General features: G+C 49.5%; 20 protein-coding genes and 1 tRNA gene. 14 read left to right on the forward strand and 7 right to left on the reverse strand.

Translation table 11 applies throughout. The features are described 5' to 3' along the window. The first annotated feature begins 11 nt into the window (after nt 1-11). Complete coding sequence (locus AC1RVX_RS27050; RefSeq protein WP_493219691.1) at nt 12-554, forward strand: hypothetical protein; 543 nt, start codon at nt 12-14, stop codon at nt 552-554. Nucleotides 555-655: 101 nt separating this feature from the next. Here the strand turns inward: AC1RVX_RS27050 and AC1RVX_RS27055 are convergent, their stop codons facing one another. Next, the gene (locus tag AC1RVX_RS27055) at nt 656-2,929 is read right to left on the reverse strand and encodes a TonB-dependent receptor (protein ID WP_493219692.1); all 2,274 of its coding nucleotides are present in this window, start codon (nt 2,927-2,929) and stop codon (nt 656-658) included. Between the two features lie 536 nt (nt 2,930-3,465). On the opposite strand from AC1RVX_RS27055, the gene AC1RVX_RS27060 reads away from it, so the two are divergent. The 7 genes from AC1RVX_RS27060 (at nt 3,466) to AC1RVX_RS27090 (ending at nt 12,762) form a co-directional block, all read left to right on the forward strand. Beyond that, nucleotides 3,466-4,662 carry a BaiN/RdsA family NAD(P)/FAD-dependent oxidoreductase gene (locus AC1RVX_RS27060; RefSeq protein ID WP_493219693.1) on the forward strand — a complete coding sequence of 399 codons (1,197 nt, stop codon included), beginning with the start codon at nt 3,466-3,468 and terminating at the stop codon, nt 4,660-4,662. A gap of 278 nt (nt 4,663-4,940) precedes the next feature. Next, nucleotides 4,941-5,153 carry a 30S ribosomal protein S21 gene (gene rpsU, locus AC1RVX_RS27065; protein WP_005877634.1) on the forward strand — a complete coding sequence of 71 codons (213 nt, stop codon included), beginning with the start codon at nt 4,941-4,943 and terminating at the stop codon, nt 5,151-5,153. A gap of 182 nt (nt 5,154-5,335) precedes the next feature. Beyond that, nucleotides 5,336-5,782, forward strand: a complete 447-nt coding sequence (locus tag AC1RVX_RS27070) for a GatB/YqeY domain-containing protein (protein ID WP_493219694.1) — start codon at nt 5,336-5,338, stop codon at nt 5,780-5,782. 45 nt (nt 5,783-5,827) lie between these two features. Further along, entirely contained in the window at nt 5,828-7,621 is a 1,794-nt protein-coding gene (gene dnaG, locus AC1RVX_RS27075; protein ID WP_493219695.1) for a DNA primase, read from the forward strand. A gap of 827 nt (nt 7,622-8,448) precedes the next feature. Then, the gene (gene rpoD / locus AC1RVX_RS27080; RefSeq protein WP_493219712.1) at nt 8,449-11,019 is read left to right on the forward strand and encodes an RNA polymerase sigma factor RpoD; all 2,571 of its coding nucleotides are present in this window, start codon (nt 8,449-8,451) and stop codon (nt 11,017-11,019) included. 180 nt (nt 11,020-11,199) lie between these two features. Beyond that, nucleotides 11,200-11,277, forward strand: a tRNA-Ile gene (locus tag AC1RVX_RS27085). A gap of 6 nt (nt 11,278-11,283) precedes the next feature. Then, nucleotides 11,284-12,762: a DEAD/DEAH box helicase gene (locus AC1RVX_RS27090; RefSeq protein ID WP_493219696.1), complete on the forward strand. Its 1,479-nt coding sequence runs from the start codon at nt 11,284-11,286 to the stop codon at nt 12,760-12,762. A 55-nt stretch (nt 12,763-12,817) separates the two neighbouring features. On the opposite strand, the gene lhpI is transcribed toward AC1RVX_RS27090, so the two are convergent. Continuing rightward, the gene (gene lhpI, locus AC1RVX_RS27095) at nt 12,818-13,771 is read right to left on the reverse strand and encodes a bifunctional Delta(1)-pyrroline-2-carboxylate/Delta(1)-piperideine-2-carboxylate reductase (RefSeq protein WP_493219697.1); all 954 of its coding nucleotides are present in this window, start codon (nt 13,769-13,771) and stop codon (nt 12,818-12,820) included. Between the two features lie 272 nt (nt 13,772-14,043). Here lhpI and AC1RVX_RS27100 point away from each other — a divergent pair, with 272 nt between their 5' ends. The 3 genes from AC1RVX_RS27100 (at nt 14,044) to AC1RVX_RS27110 (ending at nt 16,048) form a co-directional block, all read left to right on the forward strand. Continuing rightward, nucleotides 14,044-14,463, forward strand: a complete 420-nt coding sequence (locus AC1RVX_RS27100) for a DUF2946 domain-containing protein (protein WP_493219698.1) — start codon at nt 14,044-14,046, stop codon at nt 14,461-14,463. Nucleotides 14,464-14,862: 399 nt separating this feature from the next. Next, nucleotides 14,863-15,315 (forward strand): copper chaperone PCu(A)C, encoded by a 453-nt coding sequence (locus AC1RVX_RS27105; protein WP_493219699.1) that lies wholly within the window; start codon nt 14,863-14,865, stop codon nt 15,313-15,315. 211 nt (nt 15,316-15,526) lie between these two features. Next, nucleotides 15,527-16,048, forward strand: coding sequence for a YcnI family copper-binding membrane protein (locus AC1RVX_RS27110; protein WP_493219700.1), 522 nt, complete (start codon nt 15,527-15,529; stop codon nt 16,046-16,048). Between the two features lie 99 nt (nt 16,049-16,147). On the opposite strand, the gene AC1RVX_RS27115 is transcribed toward AC1RVX_RS27110, so the two are convergent. The 4 genes from AC1RVX_RS27115 to AC1RVX_RS27130 all read right to left on the reverse strand — a co-directional run bounded on the left by AC1RVX_RS27115 (nt 16,148) and on the right by AC1RVX_RS27130 (nt 18,222). Continuing rightward, complete coding sequence (locus AC1RVX_RS27115) at nt 16,148-16,339, reverse strand: helix-turn-helix transcriptional regulator (protein WP_493219701.1); 192 nt, start codon at nt 16,337-16,339, stop codon at nt 16,148-16,150. Then, entirely contained in the window at nt 16,336-16,731 is a 396-nt protein-coding gene (locus AC1RVX_RS27120) for a hypothetical protein (protein ID WP_493219702.1), read from the reverse strand. Before AC1RVX_RS27120 ends, AC1RVX_RS27115 begins: the two co-directional genes overlap by 4 nt. A gap of 416 nt (nt 16,732-17,147) precedes the next feature. Further along, complete coding sequence (locus tag AC1RVX_RS27125) at nt 17,148-17,567, reverse strand: organic hydroperoxide resistance protein (RefSeq protein WP_493219703.1); 420 nt, start codon at nt 17,565-17,567, stop codon at nt 17,148-17,150. A gap of 202 nt (nt 17,568-17,769) precedes the next feature. Next, the gene (locus AC1RVX_RS27130; RefSeq protein ID WP_493219704.1) at nt 17,770-18,222 is read right to left on the reverse strand and encodes a MarR family winged helix-turn-helix transcriptional regulator; all 453 of its coding nucleotides are present in this window, start codon (nt 18,220-18,222) and stop codon (nt 17,770-17,772) included. 207 nt (nt 18,223-18,429) lie between these two features. On the opposite strand from AC1RVX_RS27130, the gene pyrF reads away from it, so the two are divergent. Continuing rightward, complete coding sequence (gene pyrF / locus AC1RVX_RS27135; RefSeq protein ID WP_493219705.1) at nt 18,430-19,248, forward strand: orotidine-5'-phosphate decarboxylase; 819 nt, start codon at nt 18,430-18,432, stop codon at nt 19,246-19,248. Nucleotides 19,249-19,278: 30 nt separating this feature from the next. Here pyrF and AC1RVX_RS27140 read toward each other — a convergent pair whose 3' ends face one another. Continuing rightward, nucleotides 19,279-20,184 (reverse strand): LysR family transcriptional regulator, encoded by a 906-nt coding sequence (locus AC1RVX_RS27140; RefSeq protein ID WP_493219706.1) that lies wholly within the window; start codon nt 20,182-20,184, stop codon nt 19,279-19,281. 104 nt (nt 20,185-20,288) lie between these two features. Here AC1RVX_RS27140 and AC1RVX_RS27145 point away from each other — a divergent pair, with 104 nt between their 5' ends. Beyond that, nucleotides 20,289-20,750, forward strand: a complete 462-nt coding sequence (locus AC1RVX_RS27145) for a hypothetical protein (protein WP_493219707.1) — start codon at nt 20,289-20,291, stop codon at nt 20,748-20,750. A gap of 168 nt (nt 20,751-20,918) precedes the next feature. After that, nucleotides 20,919-21,455 (forward strand): carboxymuconolactone decarboxylase family protein, encoded by a 537-nt coding sequence (locus AC1RVX_RS27150; protein WP_493219708.1) that lies wholly within the window; start codon nt 20,919-20,921, stop codon nt 21,453-21,455. The last annotated feature ends 135 nt before the right edge of the window (nt 21,456-21,590 follow it).

Here is a 21,590-nt window from a genome sequence, read left to right on the forward strand (position 1 = left end):
CCTGACATATCATGGAGCAGGATTTGGTCGATACAGATGCAAATATCAATGCGGTTCGGAATGAACCACGGTTGCAAGCGGTCCTGAATTTCCTGGATCAGATAGGTGTTGATGTGATTGAGCGTGAGCTTTTGCAAGCCACATTTTTACCTGGCCTTGATCTTGGTCCTGGATGCATTTATGTGGATTATAGCCGGTTGAAATATCCTGGTGATATGGTACATGAAGCGGGTCACCTGGCTGTCACGCCTGCATTTCAACGCGCCTTGATCGGTAGTGCAGAGCAGGATAAGGACTGGCCGCCACAGGGGGAAGAAATTGCTGCCATTCTGTGGTCATTTGCCGTTGCGCGTGAACTGGATTTACCGCTGGATTTTGTGTTTCACGGCGATGGATATAAAGATGATTCGTCCTGGTTGATCGAGACCTTCGAGTCAGGGAATTATATAGGCTTGCCGTTTTTGGAATGGGCGGGTTTGAGTCTGGGGCCAGTAAGGGCTGAGAAGGAAGGGAAAATGGCTTTTCCCGCTATGGTAAGGTGGATGCGGGAGTGAGTGGATTGCTGAAGACGATACCTATTTGTATTACTGATTGCAGACATGAAAAACGCCGGAGTAAATCCGGCGTTTTTTTTGCTTAACAGACTAACAATCGATCAAAAGTTGGCCTTGAATTGCACGCCGTAGCTGCGCGGTTCGTTCAGGATACCTGTGAGGTTGTTGAAGTCAATGGCGGCAATGACCTGTTGCTTGTTGGTGATGTTGCGACCATAAGCTGCCAGTTCATATTTGCCATCTGCCCACATATAACCTACGCGCAAACCGCCTTCCAGCAGGGATTTGGCTTTGTATTCCTTGGCTTCATACAAGAACATGTTGTAGGTGTCTTTGTAAGACCAGTCGGTGTTGGCGTACAGCGTGCCTTCGCCAACTTGTGTGGAATAACGCAGCGAGAAGTTGCCTACCCATTTAGGAGCGCGTGGCAACGGATTGCCACCGACTAGTACCGTACCTGCGACAGGGCCGGCAGGATTGGTCACTGTACAGCCGTTACCGCATGGGGCGACGAACAGTTTGCTATCCCTGATTTCAGTGTCGTTATAGCTGACACCAAGGGTGGTTTTCCAGTTGCGGCTCAGGTTGGCTTGCAAATCCATTTCAAAGCCTTGACCAACAGCTTTGTCTGCATTGACCAGTTTGTTTTGATTGACGGCACCGCTACCTGCTGTCAACTGCAGGTCTTTGGCAGTGTAGTGGAATATAGTAGCGCTGATGCGTGCTGTGTTATCCAGAATGTCTTTCTTGATACCGGTTTCGAAAGACAGATTCTTTTCTGAATTGGCAACCGAGATGCTGTCACCAAACAGAACGCGGCCCTGGATACTCGGTGCACGATAACCAGTTGCGATACGGGCAAAGACGGAAGTTGCCTTATCCAATGTGTAGTTGGCACCGATGTCCCAGCTGATATTGGTAGCAGATGGGTTGGCTCTGAGTACAGGCGTACCTGGTGTGCCAAACGCTGTGCCTGGTGTCCAGGTGCGTTGTGCATCAAAGTCTTTTCTATCGCTGGTATAACGCAAACCGCCACGCAGTTTGAACTGATCGGTCACTGCATAATTCAAGCTACCGAAAGCAGCCCAGGATTTGGCATTTTGATGTTGTACGGCGTAACCATCTTGCGGATTGCCAGGTGCGAAAGAGTTATAGTCAAAACTGTCAACTTGCAGTTCTTCGCTGAAGTAGTACAGACCGGCGATCCATTGCAGTGGGTCTTTGGTATTGGATTCAACACGGAACTCTTGTGTGATCTGTTTCAGACTAGGCAAGCCATCGGCTGTTTCCGCCGGGAAGGGGATAAAACCAGGACCCATGGTTGGCATGAAGGATGCGCCATAACCGCCGTCAACGTCAGCACGGCTGTAGAACTTCGCCTGATCATAGGCCGTGATGGAATGCAGGCTGATACCAGGCAAATCCCAGCGCAGGCGCAGGCTGCCACCGGAAGATTTCAAGGTCTGGCTATTCAGGCCATCAGTCGGGTAGCTGCCATAGTCAAAGCCAGGCACCAGTTCATTCGTACCTTTTTGTATGATATTGGCGCGGAACAGAGTGGCATTGCCGGACATGTCGCGGCCATGCAAATTGATCAAAGCACTGAAATCACCGTTTTTATAAGCGAATTGCAGGCGTGCTGCATTATCGCGATAGCCTTCGAGGTTTTTCTCGCCGGTGGGACGTGGATTGGTCACACGGTCATCACGGGTTTGTGACTGACCAGAGAAGCGCATTGCCCAGTCTGGGTTCAGAGGGACATTGATTGCGCCTTCAAGATTGATAGCTTTGTAGTTACCGAAGCCAATGTTGGCATAACCTTCAAAGCGACGAGTTGGCTTGGTAGAGTCAAACTTCAATACGCCGGCAGGTGAGTTACGACCGAACAGTGTGCCTTGCGGGCCACGCAGAATTTCAACCTGATCCACGTCAAATACTGGGAAGCCTTTCAGCATCGGGCTTTCCTGCACGACGTCATCATAGACCAGACCTACTGGTTGAGATGCATTCAAATCGAAATCGGTATTGCCCAGGCCGCGGATATAGAAACGTGGGAAAGAACGGCCGAAGTCGGATTCCACGTTAAGACTTGGTACGCGGGCTGCCAGGAAACGGATATCCTGACCGCTGGCATTGTAAGTATCCAGCGCTTCACCTTTGATGGCTGAAATCGACATCGGTACTTCCTTGATGTTTTCTGCGCGGCGGTTGGCCGTCACAATCACGGTTTCAAGCTGCGTCCCATCGTTTTTTGCTGTATCAGGCTTGGCTTCCTGAGCCCAGGCTGCTTGCATGGGGAAGGCTGCGGAGATAGCCAAAGCGATAACGCTCAGCCCTGCTCCCTTATGTAGTTGCTGAGAAATAGTTTTGCGCATAGATATGTTCCCAAAAATGATATTAGTCGAGAGTGTTCCGGTATGGTGCTTATGCGCCATCCCTGAAATGGGGCGTGGTGAAATCGAAATTTCGCTACAGGCACCAGCGCAATCGTTTGCGTAATCGTTTGCGTGGCCACAGTTCCGTTATCTCTCTTGGCCGTAGACAAGTCAAGAATTACTTATTTGATTGAAACGATTTTCCTTATTTGGAATAAATATGTTGCGTATTTCAAACAAGAAAATTGCTGAGAGGAAGCAAAATAGGTCTGCTTTGTTGTGGTGCAACATCCAATAAATATGGTGCCTCATTTTGGATATCGGTGAAAGGCGATGTAAAAATTTCCAAATCAATTATGACATTGGAAAAATGTACGGCATTTGTGTATCTAAATGTTACGGGAATATATGCATTATGAAATTGTCTTCAGTCAGTTATTGAACTCATCCCGCATTAAAGTCTGCTGACCAGATTTGCGGTCCCGTCAACGCGCACTAGGCTACAATCTCGCCTGATTTTTGTGAAAGTAGAAGCCATGAGCAAACAGTTTAATCTTGCCGTTATCGGTGCCGGTGCTGCCGGTTTGATGTGTGCAGCAGTTGCCGGTCAGCGTGGTAAGAGTGTGGTACTGATTGACCACGCGGATCGTCTGGCTGAAAAAATACGGATATCCGGGGGAGGTCGCTGTAATTTCACCAACCTGCATGCGACACCGAATAACTTCCTGTCGGAAAACCCACATTTCTGCAAGAGCGCCTTGTCACGTTATACGCCGCAGGATTTTTTGGCATTAATGAAGCGCTATAACATAGCATGGCATGAAAAGCACAAAGGCCAGTTATTTTGTGACGACAGTGCAGAAGATGTTATACGCATGCTGAAAGCGGAATGCGATGCGGGCAAGGTGGAATGGCGCATGGGTTGCAAGGTGGAAGATGTGCAGCAAGACGGGCAGGGGTTTACCCTGCGTACCAGTGCAGGTGAAATACGGGCCGGACAAGTGGTGATTGCAACGGGTGGTTTATCCATCCCTAAAATAGGGGCAACGGATTTTGCCCATAAAATCGCCCGTCAGTTTGGTTTGAAAATCATAGAGCCACGTCCGGCACTGGTGCCGCTGACTTTTGATGCAAAGGCATGGGAGCCTTTTGTGCCACTGTCCGGCATCTCGCTGGAAGTGGATATAGAAACCGGTGAGAAAAAGGCACGTACCGTATTCAGGGAAGATTTATTGTTTACGCATCGTGGTTTGTCTGGCCCGGCAGTCTTGCAGATATCAAGCTTCTGGGAACCGGGCAAAGCCTTGCGTATTAATCTCTTGCCAGAAATTGATGTGGCGCAGGATCTGGTTGAAAATAAAACCACGATCAAGAAAAACCTGGCCAATCATTTGTCTCAATATCTGCCATCCAGGCTGGTGGATGGCTTGCTGGTGGCACACGGGTTTGCCGGCGATGCCAGAGTGGCCGATATGCCCGACAAGCGCCTGCGTCTGATAGGTGAAAAATTGAATCGATGGGAGCTGGTGCCAAATGGTTCTGAAGGCTACCGCAAGGCCGAGGTAACGCGTGGTGGTGTTGATACCCGTGAATTGTCTCAGCAAAGCATGATGAGTAATAAAGTACCTGGCTTGTATTTTATTGGTGAGGCGGTCGATGTGACAGGCTGGCTTGGTGGGTATAACTTCCAGTGGGCCTGGGCATCTGGTATCGCCGCCGCGCTATCAGTGTAATGTCACTTGACGTTGTGTTTTTGCATGAGGCCTTGATGTAATTTATACTGTAGGGAGTATAAATTGCAGATAGTTGCTGTAGGAGTGGGAGTCGCCGGATATTTGTCTATACTCCCTTAAATTAATGGTAAACAGGGACGCTGATCTGGCGTTGCACAGGTTTTTATTGCCGGCGCAGACAAGTATTTGCGCAAGATTTAATCAAGCTTCTTCCATTAATCTAATTTTCCTGTTAATATCTCGGTCTTCCTATAAATCTTTCCATGGTTTGAACTTACATGACCACAATTCGCCTTAAAGAAAACGAGCCGTTCGAAGTCGCCATGCGCCGCTTCAAGCGCACTATCGAAAAGACCGGTCTGTTGACCGAATTGCGCGCTCGCGAGTTCTACGAGAAGCCAACAGCGGAACGCAAGCGTAAGCTGGCTGCTGCTGTTAAGCGTCACTACAAACGTATTCGTAGTCAGCAATTGCCTAAGAAGATGTACTAATCCTGCTGTTGTGTTCGGCGTTTTTGCCGGGTACATCGCGGTTATCTGCTTAGGTTCGCATGCCCGCTCCGGTCAGCCGCAGCGGGCTTTGTTGTTTTTGTCGAATTGTTATTGACGATTGTTTGAATGTCGTTTGACTGCTATTTGACTACTATTTGATTAATTAATATCAGGGGTTGGCCATGACTTTAAAAGAACAGATCACCGACGACATGAAGGCCGCGATGCGTGCCAAGGAAACAGCCAAGCTGGGTACCATCCGCCTGTTGACCGCCGCCATGAAGCAAAAAGAAGTGGATGAGCGCATAGAGCTGGACGATGCCATGGTATTGGCTATCATAGAAAAAATGATCAAGCAGCGCAAAGACTCCATCACCCAGTTTGAAGCAGGTGGCCGCCAGGATCTGGCAGACATAGAAAAAGCTGAGTTGGAAATTTTGTCGAAGTACATGCCTGCTGCATTGTCGGATGAAGAAGTGCAGGCTGCTGTGGCCGCTGCTGTCGCTGAAACCGGTGCTGCTGGTCCGCAAGACATGCGCAAAGTCATTGACGTATTGAAAGCCAAACTGGCAGGTCGTGCCGATATGGGCAAGGTGTCTGGTCTGGTCAAGGCGGCATTGGCGAAATAATTTGCCTGCGCCACGCGTGTTGAATTCATTTGCTGGCATCCTGCTTTGATACCTCAAAGTTTTATCCAGGATTTACTGGCCCGCGTTGACATTGTTGACGTGGTGGGCAAATACGTACAGTTGAAAAAAGGTGGCGCAAACTATATGGGTTTGTGCCCCTTCCATAATGAAAAATCCCCCAGCTTTACCGTAAGCCCAACCAAACAGTTTTATCACTGTTTTGGTTGTGGTGCGCATGGCAGTTCCATCGGGTTTTTGATGGAGTATTCGGGCCTCAGTTATGTTGATGCGATTCGTGATCTGGCGCAAAACAATGGCATGATCGTGCCGGAAGAAGATCGCATGTTGCCGGCAAAAAGGGCGGAAGTGCAGGCAAAAAGCCTGGCTTTGTCCGAGGTCATGACCAAGGCTGGAGAATATTACAAGCAGCAATTGCGCACGGCACCGCAAGCCATAGCGTATCTGAAAAAACGTGGTTTGACGGGTGAGATAGCCGCGCGTTTCGGGCTTGGTTTTGCCCCTGATGCCTGGGATGGTCTGCGTTCTGTCTTCAATGATTATGGTGATCCCTCACTGGTTGAGGCTGGTCTGGTGATAGACAAGAGCGAAGAAGAGGGCGGCGGGCGCAAGCGCTATGATCGTTTTCGGGATCGCGTCATGTTCCCGATCCGTAATACCAAAGGGCAAGTGATCGGCTTTGGTGGGCGCATCATGGAGCAGGGGGAGCCTAAGTACCTGAATTCGCCCGAGACCCCCTTGTTTCAAAAAGGCTTTGAGCTATATGGCCTGTTTGAAGCGCGCCAACCGATACGTGAAGCCGGTTATGTGCTGGTGACGGAAGGTTATATGGATGTAGTGGCGCTGGCGCAAATGGGTTTTCCGCAAGCGGTGGCCACTTTGGGAACTGCATGTACGCCTACTCATGTGCAAAAACTCTTGCGCCAGACGGATCATGTAATTTTCAGTTTTGATGGTGACAGTGCTGGGCGACGGGCCGCGAGGCGCGCGCTGGATGCCTGCCTGCCGCATGCGAATGACGACAAGATCATCAAGTTCTTGTTCTTGCCCACCGAGCATGATCCCGATAGCTTCATTCGTGAATTTGGTGCGGGAGCTTTTGAACAGGAGGTGCATGATGCCATGCCACTGTCTCAATTCTTTATGCGTGAAACTATAGGTGATAATGACCTGACTACCGCTGAGGGACGGGCCAGGACACAGTTTGATGCCAAGCCATTGTTGCAGGCAATGCAGCCTTCCGGCCTGCGTTTGCAACTGGTGCGTAATCTGGCGCAGGTGACGCAGACCAGTCCCGCAGAAATTGAAACCATGTTTGAATTGAGTCAACCGGTGGCACGCCAGAAGCTGGCGCCTCCCAGATCCAAGCGCAGTGCGCCGGTGGGGCTGGAGCGACAAATTATCCGCATTCTGGTGGCGCATCCTTCACTGGCGATGATGCTGGATGAAAGTATGTTGTCTGATGCGGCCATGTTGGCACCGGATGGTGCAGCGATGCTGGGGCAATTGGTGGCCATAGCGCAAAGCATGGGTGAACATGCCCAATTCGTTGCTCTGGCAGAGCAGTTGCGGACAAGTGGATCGGATTTTGATGCATTAATTGCAGAAGTGGCGGAACAGACCGAAACCGAGATCGATATGGTCAGGCAGGAATTGGCTGGCGCCATACGCCAGATGCGTTTTCAGGTATTGCGGTCGGAGCTGGATACCCTGGCCGCGCGTGGCTTGCGTGAGGAAGCGGATATTGCCCGTTATCGCGAAATAATGTTGTTGCAAGCACAATTGCGCAAAGAGGCTGAGGCTGAAGCTGCCAATCGCTGATGTGGCGTTTTGAACTCTTTTTATCCTGTTCTGCATTATCTTTCAGGTAATTGTCGGGGATTTTTACTCGCTGGCCTGATGATTGCTTAAGTTGACCCTTGTTATTGCGGCTTTCGCCATCAATTGCTGTGCATATTAGAAGAATTATTGCGTTAATTGCATATTTTGCTAAATTATTTGGCAATTTTTGATGGACGAAACGGTATTGAAATGTCTGTAACTGCTTTGATATTGCCTAAATTTTGTTCAGGAAATAGCTATATGGCATAGTCTTGGGCTGGAGTAAAGTACGCTCGCGTGTTATAATTAAAGGCTTTCGATTCAAGGTCTTAGGTTGTTTCATTCTGGGCAAAGCTCTTGGCATTTGCGTGGAATGTGTTGTTTAGGTGAGTGTAATGCTCCTCCGAGTAACCCAAAACACTGGCGCTGAGACTCGGGAAGTCTGAAACAAACAAGAGTTTGCTCTGCGATGCAGGTCCCAAGATCTGATGGCAGCGCATTTTCTTTTTTGTGAAATCGACACAGGCGACTTCCTCAGTACCGGATGGTTTGATTCAATGGCTAACGCAATGAAGAAACCCGCGAAAACCCTGATGTCCACTACGGCTAAAAAAACCGTGACGACCGCGCCGAAAAAAGTGCAGGCCACGGCGGCCGTAACAAAGACGGCAAAGACCGTTACCAGCACCGCGAAAGCGGCAAGTGCAAGCAATAATGCAGCATCGAAGACATCTGTGAAGGTGGTTGCCGGCAAGCCAGGGAAAACTGCTGCTGCCACGCAACCAGTATCAAAGTTGGGTAGCAAGCCGGTGAAGTCTGCGGAAAAAATGCTTGAGAAAAAAGGGGTTGCGAAAGACGTTAAAGCGCCTAAAGTAATAAAGAATACGGTTGCAGCGACACCGCAGGCAACGAAACAGGTAGCAAGTAAAGCAGTATTGAAGGCGGCAGCAAAAGCCAAAGACGTGGATGTTGAAGAGTCCGTGTCTGCGACAAAAACGGCTGGTAAGGACGTGAGCGGCAAGAATGCGAAACCCCCGGCAAAAAAAGAGAATTTGCCTGCAGAAGCGGCCAGTTCTCAGGCAAGTGGAAAAGCCAAGAGTGCAGCACTAGCCAGGCCTCAGCCAGAACCAGTATCCGTATCATCGAAAGCTTCTGTGACAATTAACAAAACCGATTCAAAGACAGTGACTAAGCCAACCAAGAATTCAGCAAAAGCTGCACCAGAGGTGCAGGAAATCAAGACCGGTTCTGCGCCCACCGTAAGCCAGACTACCGATGCTGCGGTGCTTGCCGCCATTGATACTTCCGGCTATGTATTGCCTGGAGTGAAGGTGCCTGGTCGTCGTGGTCGCAAGCCTAAGGAATATCAGCCTGAGAATGAAGAAATCGCTGCATTGAACGCGGTAGAACGCGCCGAGATGAAAGCGATAGACAAGGCCAAGGCAAAAGATCGCAAAGCCAAGGAAAAAGCCTTGCTGAAAGATGCTTTCTCATCCGATCCGGAAGCTACAGAAGAAGAACTTGAGCGTCGCCGCCAGAAACTTAAAACCCTGATCAAACTGGGTAAGGATCGCGGCTACCTGACGTTTGCTGAAATCAACGATCACTTGCCGGAAAACGTCGTCGATCCGGAAGCAATCGAAGGCATTATCGGCACCTTCAATGACATGGGTGTGGCTGTGTATGAACAGGCCCCCGATGCAGAAACCCTGTTGTTGTCGGATAACGTCGTTACTGTCACGACCGATGATGATGAAGTGGAAGCCGCTGCTGAAGCTGCATTGTCTACTGTCGACTCCGATTTTGGTCGCACCACTGATCCTGTACGTATGTATATGCGTGAAATGGGTTCGGTTGAGTTGCTGACGCGCGAAGGCGAAATCGTTATCGCGAAGAAAATCGAAGAAGGACTGAAAGACATGATACAGGCGATTTCTGCCTGTCCAACCACGATTGCTGAAATCCTGGCTGCTGCTGACCGTATTGCTGCTGACGAAATCAAGATCGATGAAATCGTCGATGGCCTGGTTGATCCGAACGCGTCTGAAGAGTCCGCACCTGTCGTTGTTGCTGCAGTTGTCGAAGAAGAGTCAGAAGAAGACGAAGAAGATGACGAAGAAGAAGATGAGGAGGACGATGATGGCGGTGCCGCTGGTGCTGCTGCCATCTCGGCAGAGCAGCTTGAGCAGTTGAAACGTGACTCATTGGCAAAATTCGAAATCATTGCGACAAATTTTGAAAAAATGCGCAGATCCTTCGAAAAAGAAGGTTACAACTCCAAGTCTTACATCAAGGCTCAGGAAGCGATTTCCGGTGAATTGCTGGGTATACGCTTTACTGCCAAAGTGGTTGAAAAACTGTGCGATACCTTGCGTGGACAGGTAGATGAAGTACGCCATGTGGAAAAACAGATACTCGAAGTGGTCGTTAACCGTTGTGGTATGCCGCGTTCGCATTTCATCAAAGTCTTCCCTGGTAATGAAACCAATCTGAGCTGGGTTGAAGGTGAAGTGAATTCCGGGCATTCATATAGTGCCGTGCTGGGCCGTAATATTCCTTCAGTCCAGCAATTGCAGCAAAAACTGATCGACTTGCAGGCCCGTGTTGTATTGCCTTTGCCTGATCTGCGCAACATCAATAAAAAAATGTCTGCCGGTGAAATGAAAGCACGTAAGGCCAAGCGTGAAATGACCGAGGCTAACTTGCGTCTGGTTATTTCCATCGCCAAAAAATACACAAATCGTGGTTTGCAATTCCTGGATCTGATCCAGGAAGGCAATATCGGTTTGATGAAGGCCGTGGACAAGTTTGAATATCGCCGTGGTTACAAGTTCTCGACGTATGCTACCTGGTGGATACGTCAGGCGATTACCCGTTCCATCGCTGATCAGGCACGTACTATCCGTATCCCTGTGCACATGATAGAAACGATCAATAAAATGAATCGTATCTCGCGTCAGATCTTGCAGGAAACAGGTGTAGAGCCTGATCCGGCTACCCTGGCGATCAAGATGGAAATGCCGGAAGATAAAATTCGCAAGATCATGAAGATCGCGAAAGAGCCGATTTCCATGGAAACACCTATCGGTGATGATGATGATTCGCACCTGGGTGATTTCATTGAAGATAATCACACCTTGGCACCGGCTGATGCTGCCCTGCATGCATCCATGCGCAATGTCGTCAAGGATGTGCTGGATTCGCTGACGCCGCGCGAGGCAAAAGTATTGCGCATGCGTTTTGGTGTAGAGATGTCTACCGACCATACTTTGGAAGAAGTGGGCAAACAATTTGACGTGACCAGAGAGCGGATTCGTCAAATAGAAGCCAAGGCTTTGCGTAAGTTACGCCATCCTTCGCGTTCTGATAAGCTCAAGAGCTTCCTAGAAGGTAATTAATGTTGTACAATGGGCGTCGGTTTTTTCGGTGCCCATTCAATTGATATTGTGCTGAGTTGTTTAGTATGTAGGCACAGTATTTTGCAGGTGGCAGCATCGGGCTTTTCCTGCAAACCTGAAGTATTTTTCCAATCCTGGATTATCCTCAGATTAAAGCAGGCAGAGCTTGCAGAAAGAATTGGGCCTCTAGCTCATGTTGGTTAGAGCAGCGGACTCATAATCCGTTGGTACCGTGTTCGACTCACGGGAGGCCCACCAAATACCATGACTGATATCAAGTCCCCAGCTATACCTGTCCCCGAGCAAACTACACCAGACGTGAAGTTTGCTGATTTCGGCCTGTCGCCGGAAATCTTGCGTGCTCTGACTGATCAGGGCTATGTCCATCCCACACCTATACAAGAACAGGCAATTCCGGTTGTTCTGCAAGGGCGTGACGTTATGGGTGCGGCACAAACCGGCACTGGCAAGACCGCTGGCTTTTCCTTGCCCATCATCCAGTTGTTACTGGCCCATGCGAGTACCAGTGCTTCACCAGCACGCCATCCTGTACGCGCATTGATACTGACGCCTACCCGTGAGTTGGCCGATCAGGTGGCTGAAAACGTGAAAGCGTATTCTCGTCATACTCCATTGCGCTCTACCGTGGTGTTTGGCGGCATGGACATGGCACCGCAAGTTGCGGCCCTGCGTTCCGGTGTTGAAATCGTGATTGCCACCCCAGGACGTCTGCTCGATCATGTGCAGCAAAAAACCATCAACCTGTCCCAAACCCAGATTCTGGTCATGGATGAGGCTGATCGTATGCTGGACATGGGCTTTTTGCCTGATCTGCAACGCATCATCAATCTGTTGCCTAAAAAACGTCAGAACCTGATGTTTTCTGCTACCTTCTCGCAGGAAATCAAAAAGCTCGCAGCCAGCTTTTTGACCAATCCGCAGACGATAGAAGTAGCGCGCAGCAATGCCACGGCTGACAATGTCACGCAGATTCTGTACAAGGTTGCGACGGAAGAAAAACGCGATGCCGTGTCCTTTATCATCCGCGAACGTGGTTTGAAACAAGTCATCGTTTTTTCCAACACCAAGATAGGTGCGTCCCGCCTGGCCGTACATCTGGTCAAGCAGGGTGTCAAGGCATCGGCGATTCATGGTGACAAGTCACAACAAGAACGCATGGCAGCGCTGGAAGCCTTCAAGCAGGGCGAAGTTGAAGTGCTGGTGGCTACTGACGTAGCTGCGCGTGGACTGGATATCGCCGAACTGCCTTGCGTCATCAATTTCGATCTGCCTTATAACGCTGAAGATTACGTGCATCGCATAGGTCGTACTGGTCGTGCTGGTGCTAAAGGTGATGCGATTTCCCTGCATACCGATCAGGATGAGCGTTTGCTGATCGATATCGAAAAAATGATCAAACAAAAGATCGTGCGCCTGAACCTGGCTGGTTTTGTTGCTACGTCTGTGCATCAGCCTGAACACCGTGCTCCGCGTGAGCGTGCTGACAGAGGCAGCGATAGAGGTGCCGATCGTACTGACCGCACTGAACGTGCCGACAGAAGCGACCGGCCAACACGCAGTTTTCAGCCACCAAGAGAAAAAATTGACCCCTGGTTCCTGAAACCTTACGAGCCTAGTGCATCTGCTACCACCCAAACGCCATCTGCAGCAGACAGCAAGGCGGGCGCAGCGGCCAAGCCACAGAGAAAAGCAGCCTTGTTAGGCGGTTTTTCCAAGAGTTAGTCAGCATTGTTCTGCCATGCTGGCTGACCTGAACGGAAAATGGCTGCATGACACTTCAAGCGCTGGCAGCCAGACTTTCCCAGACCAGGTTGGCAGCACATAAATCTTCTATTGCCGTTCCCACCGATTTAAACACGCTGATGTCTGTTGCTTGCGTGCGTCCGGGATGCCGGCCTGCACATAGCTCGGCCAGTTCTGCAACAATGGCTGATCTGGGCAGGCTGCCATTGGCCAGGGTTTGCGTCAGGTCACCTGCTTCTGTCACGGCACCTGCATAGGTATCTACATAGACTGTGGCCTTACGCATCAGTGCATCGTCCACCTCGCGCATATCGGGGCGAAAGCCACCGACCAAATCCACGTGGGTACCGGCCCGCACATGTTCACCCAGCACGATTGGTGTTTTACTGGTGGTTGCACAGGTGATGATGTCAGCCTGGGCGCAGGCCTCAGCCAGGTCGGTTACCACTTCAATATGGACAGTCGCAGGTAACTCGGCATGCTCACGCAGAATGCCGGCTGCCAGTGCAGATTTCTCGCTGGATCGTCCCCAGATACTGATATGGCTGATAGGCCGGGTATGGCAATGCGCAACAGCAATATGCGGGGCCAGGCTACCGTTACCGACCAGCAGCAGACGTTGACTATCACTTCTTGATACAAATGACGACGCCAGTGCTGACGCGGCAGCGGTGCGGCGCAGGGTCAGTTCTTCGCCATCCATCAGGGCCAGCGGCGCGCCGGTTTGCGTATCAAATAAAACGAAAATGGCATGCACGGAAGGCAGACCGGTATTGTGTGGGGCGACCGTCACCAGCTTGACACCCAGATGTCCATGGCTTTGCCAGACCGGCATCAGCAAGAGGCTGGAACTGCCTGCTTCTGACAGCGTATGCGCATGTCGTCTGGGGACGATCATGTCTTCGGTAAAAGCCTTACGCAAAGCCGGAATCAGTCTTGCATACGGCAATGCGGCGCGGACTTGTTGTTGGCTGTAATGGGGAATCATGGTCGTACTGTATCAGGTGAGCCTGGAAGTAAGGGGGATTTGCCAAAACTTGCCGGTGTACTTCAGGGCCGGTGCATTTAAAACTCGGCGAATATAAGGCTATTAAGTAATTGTAAATGAATCGGTTTTGCTGTGGGTGAAATGAGCTCTAATGGCGGAATGCTGCAATCGCTGAACTCATATACTTTTATTTACTAGTCGGCAGAAATTCTCAACTGTTTGGAAATAGTTTTTTTAATCTCTTAAACTGCCAGCTTGGTTATAATCCTGCCATGCACATTTTTTACCGACTCCGGCATTTCACCATATGGCTTGCATGTTCTGCATTGCTGTTTAGTGGGTTGTTGCCGTCTCTGGCAATGGGCCTGGAAGCAAGATCTGTCTCTGCCAGCCCGGCATCAGGCCTGGTGGAGTTGTGCAGTGCCAGCGGTAAGAAGCTGCTGGATACGACTACCGGTAAAATCGTCAAGCTTGCCGAAGACAAAACTGGCCTGCCAGCTGGGCACGTTGTTAATCACTGCGCGCTGTGCCTGCCGCTCAATGATCACTCCATTTTCCTGCCACCATCTTTTCCTGAGCGTGCCGACAGCAAGTTCAGTGATTCTTTCCCGACCCTGTTTTACCATGCACCTGTTACGCTGATGGCGTGGACACATGCACAGCCACGTGCTCCCCCATCTTTTCATAGCTGAATTCCCTAAGAACCTGTTTACGATCTGTAACGAGCGTCAGCGGGGTCAGGGTAACTAAGCGCAGCGCAAAAAGCGGAATGTACTCAACGACATGGGCATTTTGAGCAGCCCATGAGCCCCGCGTAAACTCCGATTGCGCACGCGCAGTAAGATTGTAGTGATTCTAAGCGCATGTTGATGGCAGGCCGTCAGTAATCTTTATGATGGCGATGAAAAAAATCGCTTTGTCTTAAAACATGAATAATCGGTTGTGCAATATGTTGAAGATAAGCGTCATCTGATGCCATCTGCCATATGAAGATAAATAAAGTAATAATCATGCAATCCCACAGCTATAGGTATGCTTTTTTACAGCTGCTTATGGCAGGAATTTTGGAATAATGGAAAAGGAATAGATAGATGAAAAACGTCAACAAACTGCTTGTTATTGCGGCTTTGTTTTTTGCCAATGCAAGCCTGGTTCAGGCACAGGTAACGGTGAAAGAAGCCTGGGTACGTGCTACGGTGGCCCAGCAAAAAGCCAGTGGTGCTTTCATGCAGATCACTTCTGCCAAAGATGCAAAATTGGTGGAAGTACGTTCACCGATAGCTGGTATTGCCGAGCTGCATAAAATGGAAATGAATGACAACGTGATGAAAATGCGCCAGATTGACGGCGTCGATTTGCCTGCCGGTAAAACAGTGGAACTGAAACCAGGTGCGTTTCATGTCATGCTGCTTGACTTGAAAGGCCAGATCAAAGATGGCGACATCGTACCTCTGACGCTGGTCATTGAAGGAAAGGACAAGAAACGTGAAACGCTGGAAGTCAAAGCATTAGCAAAACCCTTGAACCAGGCTATTCAACATTGATAGTGGTGACTACGAATATGACAAAATTTAAGCTGAGCAATCTTTTGCCTGCGTTGCGTTGTTTCAATGTAGCAGCTATCTGTGCTCTGGCAGTCTGGTATGCCTATGCGTTTTATTTGCATCAGGCCATATCTCGTGAATCCTTATCACCAGAACATGAATTACGTTTGTTGCCTCAGCAGGTGACACCTTCAGATTTCAGGAGGGCAGTATGAGAAAATCGAGTTTCATTTTGCTTGCAGCCTTGTTCGCGCAGACTGCTTCCGCACACATTACTCTGGATCAGGCAAAAGCAGTCGCTGGCAGTTATCACAAACTGACATTCAAGGTAGGGCATGGGTGTGATGGCAGTGCCACGACCACGCTGAAAGTCATCTTGCCGGAAACTGTGAGCGGTGCCAAACCGATGCCCAAGGCAGGCTGGAAAATTGATACCGTGATTGAAAATCTAAGCACACCTTACACATCACATGGCAAGACCATCAGCCGTGATGTACGTGAAGTCAGCTGGACTGGTGGCCCTCTGCCTGATGCTTACTATGATGAATTTTCCATGCAGGTGAAATTGCCAGAGGCTGTTGGCAAGCTGGCTTTCAAGGTGATGCAACTTTGTGAGAAAGGCAGGCTCGACTGGGTGGAAATCCCAGCAGATGGTCAGTCTGCCAAGGGCTTGAAAACACCGGCACCAGTACTGGAAGTAATGGAAAAAACAGAAGCAGCGCATCAGCATTGATGCAATTGCGTTTCTAAATGAAAATCTCCCGTGCATTGATAAAAACACGGGAGATTTTATTAGAACTCATTTCATCAATAGGGGTGAGTTCTAGTTGTCTTACTCAGCCTGGAATATTTTTTCTATTGGTAATTGAAACAGTTTGGCTATGCTAAAAGCCAATGGCAGGCTGGGATCATAACGTCCCGTTTCTATAGCATTCACCGTCTGGCGAGATACTTCCAGCAGGTCTGCCAACTGGGCTTGACTCCATTCCTGCCGGGTCCGTAATTCCCTGACGATGTTTTTCATAGTGACCGCTCTTTCCACCTGCGCAGACAAGTGATCACACCCCAGGTACCCATGACCAGAGACCAGGTCACAAACATACTGAGCTTGGGGAAGCCGGCACTTTCCATGAAACCATAACTGAGTGCGGAAGCTGCGGTCACTGCGGCCGCCATGCCCAGGTTTTCCAGTGACCAGATACGCACATATTCATCCATGCGTTGAAATTGCCGGACGATGGCCCAGACCATAAACAGGGCGGGCAAGATGGGGCTGGCAATCAGCAGGCTGCGCAGTAAGCCGGCAGGCATTGGCCCGGCAATTAAATTGCTGCCGAATACGAACAGGCAATACATTGCCAGCGCCGCAAAAAGCTCGCGGAAATAAAGGGCCTTGGCTTGTTTCTCTCGCATCATTGCCTCCATCTTTTAAAGTAAGTAAAGTTTGCTTTACATTGTTAGTCAAAAAAATAGTGTTAAGACTTGTGCGCACGCCGGTGTGTATCTATTCCGATTTTCACGACTATGTGTCAAGCACGCTAGATAGCTGTTTGCACAAAAATGCTTGGAATACCCGGTCTTCATGAGAAATATTCATGATGGAGTTAGAGTATTACCTAAGTGCATTCAGCATTTTCATTCAGACGGTGTAAAGCATGCTTGTCATCATATATCAAAGAACAAGTATGTCAAGTATGCTTTACATTACCGGGGGGATAGTTGAATGAGAGGAGAATGAAGGAACGGTAGAAATTAAAAAGGCTTGCAGAAGAATATTTCTGCAAGCCTTGTTCCTGACTCCTGACCCCCATGTGGGCTGACAGCCTTGGAATTTACAGGATGTTTAAAGTCACCTCGATATTGCCGCGTGTGGCGTTGGAATAAGGGCAGACTTCATGTGCCTTGTGTACCAGTGCTTCGGCTGTTGCACGGTCCAGTCCAGGCAGGCTGACATTCAGTGTTACGGCAAGGCCAAAGCCGCCTTTGCCGTTCGGACCTATACCTACCAGGCCATTGACGGAAGTGTCAGCAGGCAGGGCTGTCTTCTGGGCTGCGGCGACAAATTTCATGGCACCAATGAAACACGCTGAATAACCTGCCGCAAACATTTGCTCAGGATTGGTACCTTCACCACCTGCGCCACCCAGTTCTTTTGGGGTGGTCAATTTGACTTCCAGTTGATTGTCGCTGGAAACGGCACGGCCATCACGACCACCGGTGGCTGTTGCATTTGCTGTGTAGAGTACTTGCATTGTCTTGCTCCTTGTTTCGGGTTGATTGATTGGCAGATGTTGATGCCATGGGTTAACTATAATGTGCAATTAAATTGTGTGCAATCTAAATTTTCATTGATTTTTTCTATGAACATCATAGAAGGCATGTGCATATATTCAAGAACTTGTTACAAAATTAATATAAAAACCTATGTTGAGCGTATCTTGCGTCTGAAAAACCTTAAGGTTTGAGTAACTCCGTGCGCAAGGCACTCAGGCTGGCACGCAAGTCGATCAAGGTTTCCTTGCTTTGTCCACTGGCACAAAGTATTTTTTGCGGAATGTCCAGAGCCGCTTTTCTCAAATTCTTGCCAGCTACTGTCAGGGTGATCCTGACCTGGCGCTCATCTGTTTCATCACGTTGGCGCTGTAGCAAACCGTTTGCCTCCAGGCGTTTTAGCAAGGGAGTCAGCGTGCCCGAATCCAGGAACAGGGCATTGCCGATATCCTTAACCAGTACCTTGTCCTGTTCCCATAAAACCAGCATGACCAGATATTGCGGATAGGTAAGTCCCAGTTCATCCAGTAGCGGCTTATACGCCTTCGTCAGGGCCAGGGATGAAGAATACAGGGCAAAGCAGAATTGGTTTTCCAGTGCCAGCATGTTGATAGGAGGATCAGCAGGTTTTTTCATCGGGGCACTCTTGGTGGTAGGGTGGCCATAGGAAGGGCCACAAATCTTCTTCGTTAGCCATGATAATCAGTTTCTTGATCCCGTTGCAAACTTGCTGCAAGATGTTTGTTCCCCGAGACTGGTACGGTTTGAGATTGGCCAAGGGTGGCAAGGTATAATGTTAGTCATTGCGCGTGGCCTTGCCACCGTCTACCGTAAGAGGACAATGTGAGCTTTATCGAGAAACTTTCTGCCGCCTGGACGGCAAACAATTCCTTGTTGTGTGTGGGTCTGGATCCTGATGTCAGTCGCTTTCCGGCGGAACTGGCAGGCAAACCGGACGCCATATTTACATTTTGCAAAACCGTGATTGACGCAACGGCGGACCTGGCCTGTTCGTTCAAGCCGCAGATCGCCTATTTTGCTGCCCTGCGTGCAGAAGACCAACTGGAAGCCATTTGCCGCTATATCAAAACGACGTATCCACATATTCCCGTCATTCTGGATGCCAAGCGCGGTGATATCGGTGCCACTGCTGGCCAATATGCACGCGAGGCATTTGAACGCTATGCGTCCGATGCGGTGACCGTCAATCCTTACATGGGTTTTGATTCTGTTGAGCCATACCTGGAATGGAAAGACCGTGGCGTCATCATACTTTGCCGTACCTCCAATGCTGGTGGTTCTGATTTGCAATTTCTGGATGTCGATGGCAAACCCTTGTACCAGCATGTGGCGCAGTTGGTGGCCAACAAATGGAATACCAATGGTCAGTGTGCTCTGGTCGTGGGAGCGACTTTCCCGAATGAATTGGCACAGGTGCGTGCAATTATTGGTGATATGCCTCTGCTTGTGCCTGGTATTGGTGCTCAGGGCGGTGATGTTGCCGCGACCGTACAGGCAGGTAAAACAGCAGCTGGCACAGGCATGATGATTAACTCTTCACGTGCCATTTTGTATGCCAAGCCAGCGTCTGGCGAGAGCACAACTGATGCCATCCGCCGCGTGGCGCTGGAAACACGGGACGCCATCAATTTGTATCGGTAATTTTTGTGGCTGGCGGGAGTAAAGTGAATTTTATTCCTGTGCCATGCCATTTTCTTTTAGCACGGCTTGCATATAGTCAGTCAGTGCCCTGACTTTTCCAGATGACTGGCGCGCAGTGGTGATGGCATGTATTACCTGTGTCGGTTGCGTGTAATCTGGCAAAATTTGACGGACCAGTCCATCAAGCAGTTCCCGAGTCCAGAACCATGCTGGCATGACTGCAATACCAAGGTCGGCCAGAACAGCATCATAAATTGCGTCCATAGTGGATAACGACAACCTGGCTTGTACATGTGTACTGCTCATGCCACGGGGGCCGTTAAAACGCCACACATCGGCACGCTCTATTCCAGAAAATAAAATGCACTGATGCTTTTGCAAGTGTGCAGGTTCAAGCACATTGCCATGTTTATTCAGGTAAGCAGCAGAAGCGACAACGATACGCTGCGACGTGCCAATAGGGCGTGCAACCAGGTTGGAATCGGGCAGGGCAGCAAGACGAAAAGCTACATCCACTCGCTCTTCTACGACCGGTGATAACTGATCAGACAATATCAAATCAAGTTTGACATCAGGGTGCATCTGCTGCCACCTGGGCAATGCAGGTATCAGCAACTTCCTACCAAAACCATTCGAACAGGCAACACGGATACGCCCGCGAAAACGCGCTTTTTTATCTTGCACTGAAGTATCAGCGACACTCATCATGTCCAGGATCTGCAAGGCATGCGGTAAATACACTTCACCTTGCTCCGTCAAACTGATGCTGCGGGTCGAACGATGGAACAGGCGGCAACCCAGATAATCTTCCAGTGCCAGCAATTGTCGGCTAATGGTTGCCTGACCAATGCCTGTTGCAATTGACGCCGCTGTCAGGCTGCGGGCCTGGGCGATGGCCACGAAGACACGCAAGTGTTCATATAAGCCATTATTCATGCGTTTTCCTCATAAGTGTTTCTCATAGACTGGCTAGTATAGCTCTGTCAGCCTGCTTACACTTGGATCCTGTTTTGACAATACGCAGGTATGGGGATGAAGAAATGGGACTGACTTTATTTAAACGAAATCAGTTGTTGCCGATTGCTGTATTTTTGGTGACGGCGACGCTGGCAACGTTTGTCTGTTATCTCGGTGGACAAATGACTTATCTTGCGCCGTTGATGGCGAGTGCCGCAGTACTCGCAAATGCAGGGGCGGCAGTCAAGCCTGTCGTGCGTGCGACTTTGTTTGCCTATTCAATATATCTGCTTCTGGCTGGTGCAGCAAACCTATGGATTCCAGCTATGCCAGTGCAGTTGGTTCTGCTTTGTGCGATTGGTTTCTTGCTTGGCATGATCCTGTTGACACAGCATCCACCTGCTTTGGCATTACTGGCTGCATTGTTCATGCATCCAGCAGACATCTTCGCCACTGTCTGGCTGGCATTTAGTGTTTTAGCTATGCTGGCCGGTGTCGTCTCAGTACATCAATTACATCAGCGATGGATTGCCGGAATTGAATAAATTCGACAAATATTGGAAGAAAATGATGGTAAGAGGGATGCTGGACGAGGTGCTGAATTGACATATGAGCAGTATGAGAATCATTGCGTATTACTCATAAATAATCTCATATCCAGATATACAAAACAGAAGGTAAGAAAGTTCGTTTTTTATTTTATGGAGGAATATATGTACAAATTAATTGATCCGGAAAGTGCCACTGGCGTGATTAAGGAATTATTGGATAGCACACAAAAACAGTTGGGACGTGTTCCCAATCTCTATCGTGCGATGGCCAATAGCAGTATTTCCTTGAATGCTTATTTGTCCTTCAGGGGAGCATTGCAAGGAGGTGAACTTGATACCAAAATGTGCGAGCGAATTGCCCTGTTGACTGCTGAGCGCAATGACTGTGATTATTGCGTAGCTGCGCACAGTTTTCGCGGTGCCAAGCTGGGCATGTCTGCTGGTGAACTGCATGACACGCGCCTGGGTCGGTCAGAAGATGAAAAGATACAAGCTGCACTGAATTTCGTGATTGCTTTGATGGATGGACATGGTCATGTCAGTGAGCATGTACAAGCGGCCATGTTTGCCAAAGGCTGGAACGAAGCGCAAGTTGCTGAAATGGTGGCCCATGTCGCCTTGAACGTGTATTCCAATTATTTCAAACAAATAGCCAAGCCTGAACTGGATTTTCCTGAGGTAGCTAAGCTGTCAATCTGAGTTTGGTTACACGATGGATTGCACCCGGATAATGTCTGCCCGGGTGCCCATGCTATTACTAGAACTCATTTCATCAATAGGGATGAGTGCGAGCAAGGCGATTCGGGATGCAGTGCAAGGCGTAAGGGTGACACT

The organism is Undibacterium sp. GW821-FHT11B02 (genome assembly GCF_058808955.1).

Bases quoted from the DNA above. Each gene is read 5' to 3' on its own strand.
- AC1RVX_RS27125 (WP_493219703.1), bottom strand. From the start codon at position 17,567: ATGCAAGTACTCTACACAGCAAATGCAACAGCCACCGGTGGTCGTGAT.
- lhpI (WP_493219697.1), bottom strand. From the start codon at position 13,771: ATGATTCCCCATTACAGCCAACAACAAGTCCGCGCCGCATTGCCGTAT.
- AC1RVX_RS27130 (WP_493219704.1), bottom strand. From the start codon at position 18,222: ATGAAAAAACCTGCTGATCCTCCTATCAACATGCTGGCACTGGAAAAC.
- AC1RVX_RS27105 (WP_493219699.1), top strand. From the start codon at position 14,863: ATGAAAAACGTCAACAAACTGCTTGTTATTGCGGCTTTGTTTTTTGCC.
- rpsU (WP_005877634.1), top strand. From the start codon at position 4,941: ATGACCACAATTCGCCTTAAAGAAAACGAGCCGTTCGAAGTCGCCATG.
- AC1RVX_RS27055 (WP_493219692.1), bottom strand. From the start codon at position 2,929: ATGCGCAAAACTATTTCTCAGCAACTACATAAGGGAGCAGGGCTGAGC.
- rpoD (WP_493219712.1), top strand. From the start codon at position 8,449: ATGCTTGAGAAAAAAGGGGTTGCGAAAGACGTTAAAGCGCCTAAAGTA.
- AC1RVX_RS27120 (WP_493219702.1), bottom strand. From the start codon at position 16,731: ATGATGCGAGAGAAACAAGCCAAGGCCCTTTATTTCCGCGAGCTTTTT.
- AC1RVX_RS27145 (WP_493219707.1), top strand. From the start codon at position 20,289: ATGGGACTGACTTTATTTAAACGAAATCAGTTGTTGCCGATTGCTGTA.
- AC1RVX_RS27050 (WP_493219691.1), top strand. From the start codon at position 12: ATGGAGCAGGATTTGGTCGATACAGATGCAAATATCAATGCGGTTCGG.
- AC1RVX_RS27060 (WP_493219693.1), top strand. From the start codon at position 3,466: ATGAGCAAACAGTTTAATCTTGCCGTTATCGGTGCCGGTGCTGCCGGT.
- AC1RVX_RS27115 (WP_493219701.1), bottom strand. From the start codon at position 16,339: ATGAAAAACATCGTCAGGGAATTACGGACCCGGCAGGAATGGAGTCAA.
- AC1RVX_RS27100 (WP_493219698.1), top strand. From the start codon at position 14,044: ATGCACATTTTTTACCGACTCCGGCATTTCACCATATGGCTTGCATGT.
- AC1RVX_RS27070 (WP_493219694.1), top strand. From the start codon at position 5,336: ATGACTTTAAAAGAACAGATCACCGACGACATGAAGGCCGCGATGCGT.
- AC1RVX_RS27090 (WP_493219696.1), top strand. From the start codon at position 11,284: ATGACTGATATCAAGTCCCCAGCTATACCTGTCCCCGAGCAAACTACA.
- AC1RVX_RS27150 (WP_493219708.1), top strand. From the start codon at position 20,919: ATGTACAAATTAATTGATCCGGAAAGTGCCACTGGCGTGATTAAGGAA.
- AC1RVX_RS27110 (WP_493219700.1), top strand. From the start codon at position 15,527: ATGAGAAAATCGAGTTTCATTTTGCTTGCAGCCTTGTTCGCGCAGACT.
- AC1RVX_RS27140 (WP_493219706.1), bottom strand. From the start codon at position 20,184: ATGAATAATGGCTTATATGAACACTTGCGTGTCTTCGTGGCCATCGCC.